Source organism: Oryzicola mucosus, assembly GCF_014534685.1.
Classification (GTDB): Bacteria; Pseudomonadota; Alphaproteobacteria; order Rhizobiales; family Rhizobiaceae; genus Oryzicola; species Oryzicola mucosus.
In genome coordinates this window covers 290,333-303,126 of the sequence record NZ_JACVVX010000004.1, presented here as the reverse complement: position 1 = coordinate 303,126, position 12,794 = coordinate 290,333, and the positions used below count along the sequence as shown (strand labels likewise).

General features: G+C 62.6%; 19 protein-coding genes. 12 read left to right on the top strand and 7 right to left on the bottom strand.

The features are described from left to right. From ICI42_RS14820 to ICI42_RS14795, 6 genes are all read left to right on the top strand, one after another. The gene (locus ICI42_RS14820) at nucleotides 1-378 is read left to right on the top strand and encodes a Na+/H+ antiporter subunit C (RefSeq protein WP_188165352.1); all 378 of its coding nucleotides are present in this window, start codon (nucleotides 1-3) and stop codon (nucleotides 376-378) included. 2 nt (nucleotides 379-380) lie between these two features. Continuing rightward, complete coding sequence (locus ICI42_RS14815) at nucleotides 381-1,934, top strand: Na+/H+ antiporter subunit D (protein ID WP_188165351.1); 1,554 nt, start codon at nucleotides 381-383, stop codon at nucleotides 1,932-1,934. Continuing rightward, entirely contained in the window at nucleotides 1,931-2,401 is a 471-nt protein-coding gene (locus tag ICI42_RS14810) for a Na+/H+ antiporter subunit E (RefSeq protein ID WP_188165350.1), read from the top strand. Before ICI42_RS14815 ends, ICI42_RS14810 begins: the two co-directional genes overlap by 4 nt. Then, complete coding sequence (locus tag ICI42_RS14805) at nucleotides 2,398-2,721, top strand: cation:proton antiporter (protein WP_188165349.1); 324 nt, start codon at nucleotides 2,398-2,400, stop codon at nucleotides 2,719-2,721. The genes ICI42_RS14810 and ICI42_RS14805 overlap by 4 nt, the downstream gene beginning before the upstream one ends. Beyond that, the gene (gene mnhG / locus ICI42_RS14800) at nucleotides 2,718-3,071 is read left to right on the top strand and encodes a monovalent cation/H(+) antiporter subunit G (protein WP_188165348.1); all 354 of its coding nucleotides are present in this window, start codon (nucleotides 2,718-2,720) and stop codon (nucleotides 3,069-3,071) included. The genes ICI42_RS14805 and mnhG overlap by 4 nt, the downstream gene beginning before the upstream one ends. Before the next feature lie 241 nt (nucleotides 3,072-3,312). Next, nucleotides 3,313-3,747, top strand: a complete 435-nt coding sequence (locus ICI42_RS14795) for a MucR family transcriptional regulator (protein WP_188165347.1) — start codon at nucleotides 3,313-3,315, stop codon at nucleotides 3,745-3,747. A 16-nt stretch (nucleotides 3,748-3,763) separates the two neighbouring features. On the opposite strand, the gene ICI42_RS14790 is transcribed toward ICI42_RS14795, so the two are convergent. After that, entirely contained in the window at nucleotides 3,764-4,120 is a 357-nt protein-coding gene (locus ICI42_RS14790) for a cytoplasmic protein (protein ID WP_230980368.1), read from the bottom strand. 209 nt (nucleotides 4,121-4,329) lie between these two features. Here ICI42_RS14790 and ICI42_RS14785 point away from each other — a divergent pair, with 209 nt between their 5' ends. Both ICI42_RS14785 and ICI42_RS14780 read left to right on the top strand, forming a co-directional pair. Continuing rightward, nucleotides 4,330-4,773 carry a helix-turn-helix domain-containing protein gene (locus ICI42_RS14785; protein WP_330999181.1) on the top strand — a complete coding sequence of 148 codons (444 nt, stop codon included), beginning with the start codon at nucleotides 4,330-4,332 and terminating at the stop codon, nucleotides 4,771-4,773. An 8-nt stretch (nucleotides 4,774-4,781) separates the two neighbouring features. Then, entirely contained in the window at nucleotides 4,782-5,540 is a 759-nt protein-coding gene (locus ICI42_RS14780; protein ID WP_230980367.1) for a DUF6456 domain-containing protein, read from the top strand. Between the two features lie 2 nt (nucleotides 5,541-5,542). On the opposite strand, the gene ICI42_RS14775 is transcribed toward ICI42_RS14780, so the two are convergent. After that, a complete protein-coding gene (locus ICI42_RS14775; RefSeq protein WP_188165346.1) occupies nucleotides 5,543-5,968 on the bottom strand; it encodes a SufE family protein in 426 nt (141 codons plus the stop codon). Nucleotides 5,969-6,016: 48 nt separating this feature from the next. Next, nucleotides 6,017-6,409, bottom strand: coding sequence for a DUF5330 domain-containing protein (locus ICI42_RS14770; protein ID WP_188165554.1), 393 nt, complete (start codon nucleotides 6,407-6,409; stop codon nucleotides 6,017-6,019). A gap of 445 nt (nucleotides 6,410-6,854) precedes the next feature. On the opposite strand from ICI42_RS14770, the gene ICI42_RS14765 reads away from it, so the two are divergent. From ICI42_RS14765 to ICI42_RS14755, 3 genes are all read left to right on the top strand, one after another. Continuing rightward, nucleotides 6,855-8,651 (top strand): PAS domain-containing sensor histidine kinase, encoded by a 1,797-nt coding sequence (locus ICI42_RS14765; RefSeq protein ID WP_230980366.1) that lies wholly within the window; start codon nucleotides 6,855-6,857, stop codon nucleotides 8,649-8,651. Beyond that, nucleotides 8,626-9,453 carry a peptidoglycan-binding domain-containing protein gene (locus ICI42_RS14760; RefSeq protein ID WP_188165345.1) on the top strand — a complete coding sequence of 276 codons (828 nt, stop codon included), beginning with the start codon at nucleotides 8,626-8,628 and terminating at the stop codon, nucleotides 9,451-9,453. The genes ICI42_RS14765 and ICI42_RS14760 overlap by 26 nt, the downstream gene beginning before the upstream one ends. Nucleotides 9,454-9,604: 151 nt before the next feature. After that, the gene (locus ICI42_RS14755; RefSeq protein ID WP_188165344.1) at nucleotides 9,605-9,952 is read left to right on the top strand and encodes a DUF1491 family protein; all 348 of its coding nucleotides are present in this window, start codon (nucleotides 9,605-9,607) and stop codon (nucleotides 9,950-9,952) included. Here ICI42_RS14755 and ICI42_RS14750 read toward each other — a convergent pair. After that, nucleotides 9,939-10,862 carry a DUF2336 domain-containing protein gene (locus tag ICI42_RS14750; protein WP_188165343.1) on the bottom strand — a complete coding sequence of 308 codons (924 nt, stop codon included), beginning with the start codon at nucleotides 10,860-10,862 and terminating at the stop codon, nucleotides 9,939-9,941. The two genes, ICI42_RS14755 and ICI42_RS14750, sit on opposite strands and share 14 nt — an antisense overlap. A 160-nt stretch (nucleotides 10,863-11,022) precedes the next feature. Here ICI42_RS14750 and ICI42_RS14745 point away from each other — a divergent pair, with 160 nt between their 5' ends. Then, nucleotides 11,023-11,208 (top strand): hypothetical protein, encoded by a 186-nt coding sequence (locus tag ICI42_RS14745; protein WP_188165342.1) that lies wholly within the window; start codon nucleotides 11,023-11,025, stop codon nucleotides 11,206-11,208. A 10-nt stretch (nucleotides 11,209-11,218) separates the two neighbouring features. On the opposite strand, the gene ICI42_RS14740 is transcribed toward ICI42_RS14745, so the two are convergent. The 3 genes from ICI42_RS14740 to ICI42_RS14730 form a co-directional block, all read right to left on the bottom strand. After that, on the bottom strand, nucleotides 11,219-11,554 hold the full coding sequence (locus ICI42_RS14740; protein WP_188165341.1) for a hypothetical protein: 336 nt from the start codon (nucleotides 11,552-11,554) through the stop codon (nucleotides 11,219-11,221). Between the two features lie 106 nt (nucleotides 11,555-11,660). After that, complete coding sequence (locus ICI42_RS14735) at nucleotides 11,661-12,203, bottom strand: DUF1254 domain-containing protein (RefSeq protein WP_188165340.1); 543 nt, start codon at nucleotides 12,201-12,203, stop codon at nucleotides 11,661-11,663. Beyond that, nucleotides 12,196-12,780 (bottom strand): DUF1214 domain-containing protein, encoded by a 585-nt coding sequence (locus tag ICI42_RS14730; RefSeq protein ID WP_188165339.1) that lies wholly within the window; start codon nucleotides 12,778-12,780, stop codon nucleotides 12,196-12,198. Before ICI42_RS14730 ends, ICI42_RS14735 begins: the two co-directional genes overlap by 8 nt. Nucleotides 12,781-12,794: the final 14 nt, after the last annotated feature.

Genomic DNA, 12,794 nt, shown 5'->3' with positions numbered 1-12,794 from the left:
ATGGAGACGATCTTCTCGCTTTTGGTAGCGCTGTTTTTCACCGGTGGCATCTACCTGATGCTGTCGCGCCACCTGATCCGCATTCTCCTGGGCGTCGTCCTGTTCAGCAACGCGGTGAACCTTTTGATCTTCACCAATGGCCGGCTGACGCACGCCGTGCCGCCGATCATTTCGCCCGACCTGATGACGCCGGCCGGTCCGGTGGCGAACCCGCTGCCGCAGGCCCTGATCCTGACGGCGATCGTGATCTCCTTCTCCTTCTTCTCCTTCCTGCTGGTGGTTGCCTATCGCGCCTATCAGGACCTCGGGACGGACGACACCGAAGAGATGCGGGTAGCCGAACCGGCCAATGAGGCGCCGCCTCCCATGGGATATTAGCGATGGCCGGCGAATCCTATCAGGTCGATCGCGCCCAGGCGATGATCGCAGGCCCCGTCGCCTCGGCGGACTGGCTCATCGTCGTGCCGGTCGTGCTGCCCATCGTCTGCGGCGCGCTGCTTCTGATGTTCCGCCACCGCATGCGCATCCATGCCTTCATGGCGCTGGCCGCGTTGGCGCTGGTGACAGCTGCGAACGCTTCGATGCTGCGGCGCGTGCTTGCCGATGGGCCGTTTTCCATGACCATGGGCGGCTGGCTGCCGCCCTTCGGCATTTCATTCACCGCCGATGTGCTGGGCGTATCCTTTGCGCTGGTGGGATCGGCGGTGGCGTTTATCTGCTGCCTCTATTCGCTGGGCGATATCGACCGCACCGGCAGGCGCTATGGTTTCTACGCCTTCCTGATGCTGATGATGGCGGGGGTGAACGGGGCCTTCCTGACCGGCGACATGTTCAACCTCTATGTCTGGTTCGAGGTGTTCCTGATCTCGTCCTTCGGCCTGCTCATTCTCGGGTCCGATAAGGCGCAGATCGACGGCGCGGTGAAATATGCAATTCTCAATCTTGTCGCGACGACCCTGTTCCTGATCGCGACCGGCTACGTCTACGGCACCTTCGGGACGCTCAACATGGCCGACCTGGCTCGCAAGGTCGATGGTCTCAGCGACACCGCCCCTTTGATGACGCTGTCGGCGCTCTACCTTCTGGCCTTCTGCATGAAGGCAGCGGCATTTCCGGTGAATTTCTGGCTGCCGGCCTCTTATCATACGCCGCGCATCGTCACCGCGGCCCTGTTCGGCGGACTGCTGACCAAGATCGGCATCTACGCGCTGATGCGTTCGATGATCCTGATCTTCGCAGTCGAGCGCGCCGCCTATTCGATGCCGATTGCCATCGTCGCCGGTGCAACGATGATCCTCGGCGCGCTTGGCGCGCTTGCGCAATCCGACCTCAGGCGCATGGCCGGCTTCCTGGTGATTTCAGGCGTCGGCGTGATGCTTTCGGGGCTGGCGCTCGGCAGTGAAGGCGGGCTCGCAGGCATGGCCTTCTACGCGCTGAACTCCATGGTGGTGATGACGGCGCTTTACATCCTTGCTGGAACGATGGGGGCCGCGGGGGCGGGCTTTTCGCTGCACGATCTGGGCGGGCTTTATCGTGCCCGGCCGCTTCTGGCGGCCATCGCCTTCCTGCTCATTTTGGCAGCCGCCGCCCTGCCTCCGGCGTCCGGCCTGTGGCCGAAAATCGTTCTGGTCCAGGCGTCCCTTGCCGAAGGGGCAGGGTGGCTCGCAGGCGCCATCCTCGTCAGCGGCTTCCTCACCACATTGGCGCTGGGTCGGGTTTTTCTATTGGCCTTCTGGCGTCCGGCAAGCGCGTCTCTGCCAATCGCGAGGGTGCCCTCGCTGTCGCTGGCTGTCCTGCTTCTTCTCCTGGTGCCGGTACTGCTGGTCGGGCTCTATCCCGAGCCGGTCATCGCCATGAGCGGCTCGGCGGCGAAAGGGCTGCTTGATCCATCGGCCTATATCCAGGCCGTGTTTCCGCAGGCGGGGGGCGGATGATGCGCTACGGGATCGTCCTCATTCTCGCTATCGTGTGGCTGGCCGTCAGCGCCTCCTACACCATTCCAAACCTGGTGCTCGGGCTGATCGTCGGGGCGCTGGTAACCTTTCTGGTACGAGAGCAAAGCGGAGAGGCTCCAAAGGTGCGGCCGCTCGCGGTGGCCTTGCTGGTCATCCTCTTCGTCAAGGAACTGCTGCTGTCGGCCTGGAAGGTGGCAAAGCTTGTCCTCTCACCGAGGATGAACCTGCAGCCCGGCATTTTCTCCTATCCGCTCAAAGTCAGCACCGACTTCGAGATAACGCTGCTCGCCAACCTCATCACACTGACGCCCGGGACGCTCTCCGTCGACGTTTCCGACGACCGCCGTACTTTGTTCGTCCATGCAATCAATTGCTCGGACATCGAAGCTGCGCGCAGGGATATCGAGACCGGTTTCGAGCGCAAGATCCTGGAGGCGTTCCGATGAGCTTCGATGCGCTGTTTCTGCAGATATGCGGCGCAATCGCGCTGGTGATTTTGTCGTTGTCTTTCATGATCGTGGCTTTTCGCGTCATCGTCGGACCGAGCTTGCCGGATCGGGTGCTGGCGCTCGACACCATGACGGTGGTCGCCATAGGCTTTATCGCGGTTGCAGCCGCGATAACCGGCCTCGTCGTCTATGCCGACATCGCGATCGCGCTCGGCTTGGTCGGGTTTCTTGCCACGGTCGCCTTTGCCCGCTTCATCATCGCGTCGCGCCAGAACGGCGACGATGACACCGGCAACGAGGAGCACGTTCGGAAATGATCGAAACCTTGCAGAACATAACAGCCGGGCTACTTCTTCTTGCCGGATCCGCTTTTATCCTGACTGCAACGCTGGGACTTGTACGGTTGCCGGATCTCTACACGCGCATGCATGCGGCATCGAAGGCCGGCACCGTCGGCTCATGCGTCATGCTGATAGCCTTGGTGTTTGTTCCAGGTGCAGACGGCGTTGCAGGCAGGGTTGCTGCCGGTGTGCTGTTCTTTCTTCTGACGGCGCCGGTTTCGGCGCATTTGCTAGCAAAGGCGGCATATATATCAGGAACCCGTTTATCGAGTTCTTCGGTTGCCGACCATTTGAAGACAACTTACGCGCGAGATGAGGCGAAGTAGAGGCGGCTCTCACTGGAATGCGGCCAATATAAGAGTTTTTTATTGGTGAGTTGTCAGATTATATTACTCGCTTTTGCGTTATTTGCAGAACAATCAAGAGAAGAGCTATTGACTGTTGTGTTGTTCCGCCGCAAACATCCGGCGCAATGAATCTGTAGGCAGGCTGGGTTTCCCTTAGGTTGCCTATTGTTGAAAGTGCCAGCCAAGTTCATTGAAACAATAATAATAGGGCCAAAAATTTATGGACAACTTCGACCCCCCTGCAAAGAACGCCGAAGCTTTGATTGAACTGACGGCCGATGTCGTCGCAGCTTATGTCAGCAACAACCCTGTTCCGGTCGGCGATCTTGCATCCCTGATTGCCGATGTGCATGCCGCACTCGGCCGCATCGGCGGCGCTCCAGAGGCGCCTGTGGTCGATCGCCAGAAGCCTGCGGTCAACCCTAAGCGCTCGGTGCATGACGATTACATCATCTGCCTTGAAGACGGCAAAAAGTTCAAGTCGCTCAAGCGCCACCTGATGACCCACTACGACATGACGCCGGAACAGTATCGTGAGAAGTGGGGCCTCGATGCCAACTATCCGATGGTTGCGCCGATGTATGCCGAGGCACGTTCGCAACTCGCCAAGAAGATGGGCCTGGGCCGCAAGCGCAAGACCGCGACGACGCGCTGATCCAGCCGATCTGATGTCATCGAACGGCGCCTTCGGGCGCCGTTTGCATTTTACGCCGGTGTCGCTGTTTCGGCATTTTGCTGACGGACTTCGCATCTGATGTCGGCGGTGAAAGCCGGTCCCTGATCTGCTTGAGCGCAATATGGCGGTTGAGGTCGTAGCTCCAGTGGCGGCGCAGACCCTTCAGCCTCTCCCTTTCCAGCGTCCTGTCGAGCCTGGCCAACAGGGTCCTGCGCGCATTCCCATCCGATGACAGCGCCTCGTCGAGGTCCAGCCCGCAGGCCAGCTGCAGCGCGGCGATCTGCCGGGCCTCCATCGTTTCCCTCTCTTTCCGCGACCGGAAAGCGAGGGTTTCCTCCTGAATATCCAACATGTCGAAACTCCGCTGCTGCTGTGGTGCGTCGACTATCGGTGCGGCTGGAGAGGTGTGGAGAAAGATTCCCGGAAAACTTCACGCCGGTAGATAAAGGTCAATCGATTCAGCGGGTTGTCGATCTGGCGGGAAAAATATGATCCCGTTTTGTTCACAGCTGGCCCAGCCTCGAATATAAGAAGATATTCCTATAAACGAGGAGGCCCGTCGTGTCCGCATTACCAGCCCTGCCCGAGCCGCCGCAAAGCCAGGAGACGGGCTCTTCGCCGCAGTTGCGGGCCAGCCTGATCGCGCGTCGCCAGCAATACGGAGATACCGTGGCGCGAGAGCGGGAGGCCGAGATCATTGCGCTCTGCGACGGGGTGATCGACGTGACCGCCGCGATGTTTTCGGTGTCGAGCAAGGAACTGCGCCGGACCGGCCGCACCAGCCTCGATGTCAGCCGCGTGCGCCAGATCGCCATGTATGTCGCCCATGTCGTTCTGGGCCTGAAGATGAACGACATCGGCAAGGGATTCGGGCGGGATCGCACGACGGTGATCTATGCCTGCCACATCATCGAGGATCTGCGCGACGACATCGAGTTCGACCGCGTAGTGGCGACGGTGGAGCGGGTGATGAAGGCGGCGTTTTGCCAGAACCGGCAGATATGAGGTTTGCAATGATGGATCAGACGGAATTGAAGATCGTGCGCGCGCTGTCCAAGGGGCGGGCGGCTGTCGCGGCCGCTGCGGAGGCCGGACAGGTCTTGCTAAAGCTGGAACGGGGCGGTGCGATCCGCGTATCCCAGCAGACGTTGGACGGACTTTTGCGGCGGGACATCGTGCGCAAGAACGATGACGGCACGGTTTCGCTTGCCGAGACAACGACCGAGGCGTTTGAGCCTGCCCGGCGTGAGATCGAGATGGTCGAGACCGTTGTCGACGGGGTGGCGGCGCAGGCGCTTTCCAACACTGCGGAATCGCCGCTGGCCCAGCTTTTTCGCCGCAAAACCCGCGATGGCCGGCCGTTTCTCAATCTTCGGGAGTTCAATGCCGGGGAGCGCCTGCGCTCGGACTACACACGCGGACAATTCATGCCGAGGCTGGGCATGAACTGGATCGCCAGCGTGTCCTCGGGCCGGCGCGGCGCGGGCGGGATGGTCGAACTGACCGATGCGGCGCTCGCCGCCCGGCAGCGCGTCGACCACGCCATCGAGGCGGTCGGTCCGGAGCTGTCCGGCGTGCTGATCGATATCTGCTGTTTTCTGAAAGGCCTCGAGCGCGTCGAGGTCGAGCGCGGCTGGCCGGTACGTTCGGCCAAGGTTGTGCTCAAATCGGCGCTTGGCGTCCTGGCGCGGCACTACGAGCCGGCAGCCGGCACTGCGAGGCCGCGTACACTACATTGGGGCAGCGACGATTATCGGCCGACGCTGACCTGAGGTCAGGCGTGCTGAAGGGCCGCCTCGGCATCCCGGCGGATGCGCTTGACCATGGAGCGGAGGCCGTTGGCGCGCTGCGGCGTCAGATGCTCATCGAGGCCGAGCGAGCGCAGCAGGGCTTCGGCGTCGATGGCGAGAATGTCGCTGGCGCGCTGCCCGGAAAACAGAGCGAGCATGATGGCGACCAGCCCACGCACGATATGCGCGTCCGAATCGCCCTGGAAGGACATCACCGGGTCCGGCCCGTCGCCGGGCTCGGTCACCAGCCAGACCTGGCTGACGCAGCCGGGCACCTTGTTGGCCGCAACACGCTCCGCCTCGGGAAAGGGCGGCAGCGCCTCGCCCAGTTCGATGACATAGCGGTAGCGGTCTTCCCAGTCGGTGAGGAAGGAGAAATCGTCCTTGATGCCGTCGATCGTCGTGCTCATAGCCGCGATATAGTGGTGGCTGGCCGCAAGGTCACGAGAAAAAGCGGCTCAGCGCGGCGGAAGCGGCGCAGTCTCGGGCAGAACGGCTTCGGTGCGGGCTGTGACATCGGTATCGGCCGGCTGTGTTTCGGGCTGGACGGCCACGCTGCCGGTGCTGATCTCCTTGTCCTTCTCGCCGAACTGCTGGTCAAGCAGCTCATAGGCGATGCGCGCGGTCTCGCGCGCCCTGACGCCGATGGTCTGCAAGGCGGTACGGCCGGTTTCGCAGACATCGGGCTGGCGTTCGCAGATACCGGATATGTCGCTGACCGCGTCGCGGGCGGCAAAAAACGTCTGGATCGGGCTGACCTTCTCGCCTTCGGTCTCGCTGGAACCGAAATCGAACGGCAGAATCAGCAGCACCAGCGCAAACCAGAAACCCGTGCGGAGCAGGAAGCCCATTGCAATGCCTTTCGATATGAGGCCGGCCATGCGTCTGCCGGTCTTGTCGTTGGGCGCATCATGGCAGGGATACGCCAAGACCTTATTGAAAATGAAGCGCGTATTTTAGCCGCTGCCGAAGCCATTCGTTAACGAAGCCCTGACAAAGGCCCGCGAAACAGCGAAATTCCGCGTCTTCATCAATAGCAAGCGATTGAAAGTTTTGTATTTTTCGTTGTTTCCTGGGCCAGGGGGCGTGTCCTGGCGAATAAGACAATCTTCACGAATACGGAAACCAGCCATTAACCATACCGAAAAGTTCACGGGGATCGGTTGCGCGGAGAAGACGGGGTCTGGCGCGGTGCAGCGTAAAAGAGCCTGCGTTTTATCCCTTCCTTAAAGGCTCGGTGCGAGGTTGGCGGATGTGAAACGGTCCTCTTTCGCGGGACCCCGAGAGAGCGTTGCGTTGAGTGTTGCAGTAACCAGATATGGGGAGTTTTCCGGCGCGTTGGCCGGCGGATGCGACCATCTGGTCCATCCCTCCATCGTCGATTCCGAGGAACGCGCCACCCATGCACGCCTGATCGGCGTGCTATTGGCCATGCCCTTCCTGCTGGCAGGTCCGGCGGTGCTGCTGCTGTCGGGCCAGGTCGGCACGGTTGCCATCTTAGCCGTGATCTTTTCCGCCTTCGGCCTGTGCTGGCTCAATGCCTTGCTGGTGGCCGCCACGGGGCGGGTGAAGGCGTTCGGCGCGGTCGGTCTGGCGCTGGCTGCCGTGTGGCTGACAGCCGTCACCTTCTTTGCCGGCGCCGCCGCGTCGCCGCTCGCCTTGCTGGTGCTTGCGCTGCCTTTCGAAGCCTGGTGGGTTTTCCGCAGACGCGACGCTTTGCTTGCCGGCGGGGCGGCCGCCCTTCTGGTGTTTGCCGCGCAACTGGCCGTCCCGTTGCTGGCCGCGGCCGTGCCCGGAGTGCCCGCCGCCTGGCATTGGCTGGTGCCTGCCGTCTGGGCCGGGAGCGTGGCTGCCCGCATGCGCGGCGGCGTATCTCAGCATTTCAGGGACGCCGGGGTCGAAGAACCGTCGATACCGGAATCAGCGCTCGACGCGGTCGTCGTCCGGCTCGTCCGCTCGGGCGAGGTGATCTCGGTGTCGTCACGGGCCGAAACGATGCTCGGCATCGATCCGGAGATGCTGACCGGTTCGGCCCTGTTCGACCGCATCCATATCGCGGATCGCATCGCCTATCTCTGCGCCCTGTCGGAACTGCGCGAGGGGGCGGAGCACCGCAGCCTCGAGGTCAGGCTGCGCCTTCCATCCGATGTGCTGGACGGCGGACGCCACAGCTTCACGCCCTTTATGATGGATATCGCCGACGACAAGCGCAGCGATGGGCTGGTGATGCTGCTCCGCCGCAACGAGGAGCTTGCCGAATTGCGGTCCGCACTTGCCAAGGCGCATGAAGCGGTTGCGGCAGGGGAAGCAGCCCAGACCTATTTCCTGGCGACGGTGAGCCACGAGCTGCGCACGCCGCTCAACGCCATCATCGGCTTCTCCGACATGCTGCTGCACGATATGCTCGGCTCGTTCCGTGACCCCCGGCAGAAGGAATATGTCCAGCTCGTCCACGATTCAGGACAGCATCTCCTGTCTGTGGTCAATGCGATCCTGGATGTGGCCAAGATCGAAGCCGGCTGCTATGTCGCCCATCCCGAACCGTTCCGCTTCCATGAAGCTGTGGAGATGTGCGCGTCGATGATGCATCTGCAGGCCAAGATCAAGAATATCGACCTGGCGGCCGACGTGTCGGCCGGCACGGGCGAGATCAATGCCGACCGCCGCGCCGTGCAGCAGATGCTTATCAATCTCGTCTCCAACGCGATCAAGTTCACGCCCGAAGGCGGCAAGGTCGCCATCGGCGCGAAGCGTGTCGGGTCGCGGCTGCATTTCTGGGTCAACGACAACGGCATCGGCATTGCCGAGCAGGACATCGCCACGCTCGGCAAGCCATTCAGCCAGATCCAGAACGACTATACGCGCCGCTTCGAAGGCACCGGCCTGGGGCTGTCGCTGGTGAAGGGCCTCGTTGCGCTGCACGAGGGCACCATGTCGATCGAAAGCGCGCCGGGCGAAGGCACCAAGGTGACGATCAGCCTGCCGGTCGGAGGACCCAAGATCAGCCCGGACTCAGGAGACGACGCGCCGGTGGCGGTGCCGATGCGCAAGGTGCAAGAGGTAGGCAATGGCTCGCTCCGCAAAGCCAGCTAAGGGCAGGAAGAAGAAGCCCGTCGTGGTCGAGGAACAGCGCAACCTTCTGCAGGAAGGTGCGGCGGGCCTGGGCAGCTTCATCGCGCGCAACCCGGTGCTGGTCGGCGGGTCGACGGCGTTTCTTGTGGCGCTGTCCTATGTTTCGGCCAATGCGCTCTGGTACCAGCCGCATGCGCATTCCGGCGCGCTGTTTGCCACCAGAAACGTCCAGCCATTTCCGCAGCCCGCGCTCGAAGTGGCCGAGACGACGATCAAGATCGAGCGTCCTGTCGAGACCTCGGCTCTGGAACCGGCGGTCAGCGAGGCTCCGGCTCAACCGCCGGTATCGACGGGCGACCCGACTGTCGAACGCGTTCAGAGCGTGCTCAAGGACCTGAATTTCTACAGCGGAACGGTGGACGGGCGAAACGGTCCGGCGACGCGCAGCGCCGTCGAGGCCTATCAGAAGAAGATCGGCATGGCCGCGACCGGCGAGATCGACGCGGCGCTGCTGCATCAGCTCGGCGCGGCGGACAGAACGGCCGGCATCGCGCCACGTCCCGCCCCGGCGCCAGCGGCGGCGCCCGTGCCTGCGCCCAAGGCGGAACCGGCCAAGGTTTCCGTCGACCATGAGGCACGCCTGCGCCGCATCCAGGCCGGGTTGAAGGCTTTCGGCAATCAGGGCATCGACATCGATGGCAAGATGGGCGGGCGCACCCGCTCGGGTATCCGTGAGTTCCAGGCGCTGTTCGGTCTGCCGGAAACCGGCGAGCCCGACGAAGCCGTCTATGCCAAGATGAAGGAAATCGGCCTGACCAACTGACGGGCTGTCATGTTTGGGTTGTAGGGGTTGAGGTAGACTGGTCGGGATTCAATCGCAGGCGGCGGTGTTCTACGTTGCACCCTCTGTCCGGCAGGACAGAGGGGGAGGTGTCACAAGGCGTTGCCGAACCGGAAAAGTCAGGATCCGTTCCATGCGTGTTACCACCGATCTGTGGGTTTCGGCCCTGATCCGCCGGGTCTTTTCCGATGGCGGGTTCGCAGCCGTGATCAAGCGGGGGGCGACGGAGGCCGGGGCGATATTCATCCTGTGCCGCGACCGGATGGGCGAGATAGCGCTGTATGGGCCGGCGCCGCAGGCAAGCTACGACATGGCTTTTCCCGACGAGCGTTTCTTCAACCGCCTCGCGGTGAAGCCGGACGAGGAGGCGGTGGCCGCGCGGCTGGAAAAGGAAAAGCGTTTCGATTCCGATATCTGGGTGGTCGAGATCGAACCCGGCCGCTTGCCGCTTCAGGAACTGGTGCGGCTCATCCTGACTTAGAGCGCGTGTCGCCGAAGAACCGGGTCGGCGTGCCCGATTTCCAGCCTCGCAGCGTCTCCAAGGCGGCGTCGCGGGTTTGACCGCGGTATTGGCGCAGGAACTGCCTGACCGATTCCGTGGTGTCGAAATGCTGCGGGTAAAGCGTCGCCATCAACAGGAACGCTCTTTCCTCGCTCAGGTTCAGCGCCTTGAAAGCCGTGAGAAGCGGCAGGCGCGAGGCGGTTTCGGTGAGCGCGCGCGCTACGCTCAAATCCGCCTCCAGCGCCTTTGCAAGAGCGGTCTGGAACACGGCAAGCCTGCCGTCGAGGGCAGTCCGCAGCAACTGAGGGTAGTGCTCGCAGGCATTCGCGACGGGATCGGCAAAGTCCTGGCGGGCGCTGCCATCCATCATCGAGCGCAACCGCTGGCGCACACGCTCGGCCGACCAGCCGGTCTCGGGCTGAAGCTGGGCCGCTGCCGCCGGTTCGCCCGGCTGATTTGAGCCATGCACCAGCTTTGGACGGTCCAGCGCTTTCAACAGATCGGCGATGGCGCTGTTGAGCCCCGGCCGGCGGGCGATGGCGCGGGCATGCGGCATGCCATGCCGGCCGATGAGCGCAATCAGGTCGATATCGCTCAACGCCTTGGAGCGGATCAGGAGCGGGGCGGCGATGTCGATGCTCTCATTGGCGAGCTGCCGGATGAGGCCGGTGGGCGCGTATTCGCATTCGGAGAGGGCGGCGGCGACATAGCGCTTGGATTCGGAGGAGACGTCGTCGAAGAGGGGCAGTGTCAGGTCTTCGAGCTGGGCTATCTCGCGCCGCGAGGGACGCGGTAGCGAGCAAAATGCCGAAACCGCCGCCCGAAACAGCCTTTCGGCCTTCTTGGGCTCGCCGGACAGAGCGATTTGCCTGAAATCGGAAGATGACACGTTACGCCTGACGCTTACTCAACACGGCGCCGCATCGACCGAAGCCACACGGCAAACCATAGAATTAGACCATATTGGTTAATCCTCTGTTTACCGTCTGGTGGCGTTATCTTTTCATGAGCGTGCTTACTTCGGTTCAACCGAGAAGGAACAGCCAGCCATGGGCAACATAGTGCCATTCTTGCCGCAGCGCGCGGGGAGCCGGGGAAAGCCCGTCTACAAAGCGGACCCGGCCTCGATCATCATTTTTCCCGGCGTGCGGTATGAGATCAAGGCTTTGCCGGCAGACAAGAGCCAGGAAGCCGGCGGCGGGAAGACTGTCTCCACGCCGCCGCTCAACTCCTGACGGTCGTGCCTCAAGCCGCAGTGCGGTGGTAGAAAGCGTTCTCGAAGCCGGTGACGAAGCCGAGGACGAAGCCGCCGATGAAGGATGCAACGAAGGCGCCGATGACCACGCCGGCGATCTGCCTGGGCGTAAGCTTGAGTGCGAATCCGACGGCGATCATCACGACCAGATAGACCAGCGACGAGAGCATCAGGTTGGCGCCGAAATATTGCGACAGCCAGAGTGCGAGGTAGCCGATCGCAACGGCCACGATGCCGGACCCCATGGATGCATTGGTGAATTTTGCGCCCAGGGCGCCGCCGACGATGGAAATTACGGCGTGTACGACTGCGATGAACGGGATCATGGTCTCTCCACTGGCTGATCGATGGCACTATCGATTCATCGCAGCGCTTACACAATCCCGTGATTGTCGGCGTGGTGTAGAGAGGATTAAGGCATTCCGCCGAGCTTCAGCCCGGCTGGCAGGTCAGGTTTTCGAGGAAGTCCGAGACGATGGTCGACCAGCTCGGGTCGGGCCGGAAGGCGCGGATGACGACGATGCCTTCCTCGGCGGGAATTTCGATGAAGACCGATTTTTCGAAGTCTTCCGGCAAGGCCTTGCGGATTTCCAACATCTGCGCCGGCGTCAGGAGGACGAAGTCGGTGACGCGATCAGGCGAACTGCGGTCGTTGAGGCTGTAGATGTTCTGTCCGCCGCGGTCGTAGATCGAAGCCGACCAGAAGGGCGGACGGCCCGACGATTTAACCTGAACCACGCCTTCGGTGAGATCGAAGCGGCAGGCCGCCGCCTCGAACAGCGGGTCGGCGCCATCGAAGCTCAGATCGTCGGCAAGCTCGCCATCCAGACGAACCATGCGGTGGATGTCGCCTTCGTCCGACAGCCGCGTCCAGGCGTCGCGTTCGGAGAAACCCGGCACCAGCAGGATAACGACGATGTGGACGATGCCGGCGCCGACCAGACCGACGAGCAGAGCAAACAGCAGCTTACGCATTGCAGCCCGCCTTGCGGATGATGGGCATGGGCAGGCTGTTCTCCTCGATGGTGCCGGCGCCAGGGCTGTCATAGAGCGTCAGCACGAGATTGAGCGGACCCTGGCCGGAAATCGGCAGCCAGTTGCCGGGCATGGCCTGGGCGCCGAGGCTGATCGCCACCGTGTTGTCGGGCTGCCTGAGCAGTTCGAGCGAATGCAGCGCGGAGAGACGGTCGTTTTCGGACCGCAGCGGGTTGAATGCCCCGTCGGCGGCAAACAGGGTCCAGAAACGCGCCGCCGGGGTGGCGCCGACAATCGTATAGGTGCATTGGCGGCGCAGGGGCGCGCCGCTGTCGTCATGCTGGGCGATGAAGACGGTGCCTTCGGTGCGGCCCAGAGCCAAAGCGCCACGCCGCGCCGCCCTGGCTTTGGTGTAGGGATCGGCCTCCGCGGTGCCGAGATCGGGGAAGGTGACCCACTGGCCCATGGCGACCGCGCCGACGCCTTCCTGCTGCTCCAGCGTGTACCACGCCAGATAGGCACCGCCGCCAACGGCGATGACCAGCGCAAGCAGGGTGAGGATAGCGTTCCTCAGCATGGGATGGTCTTGGG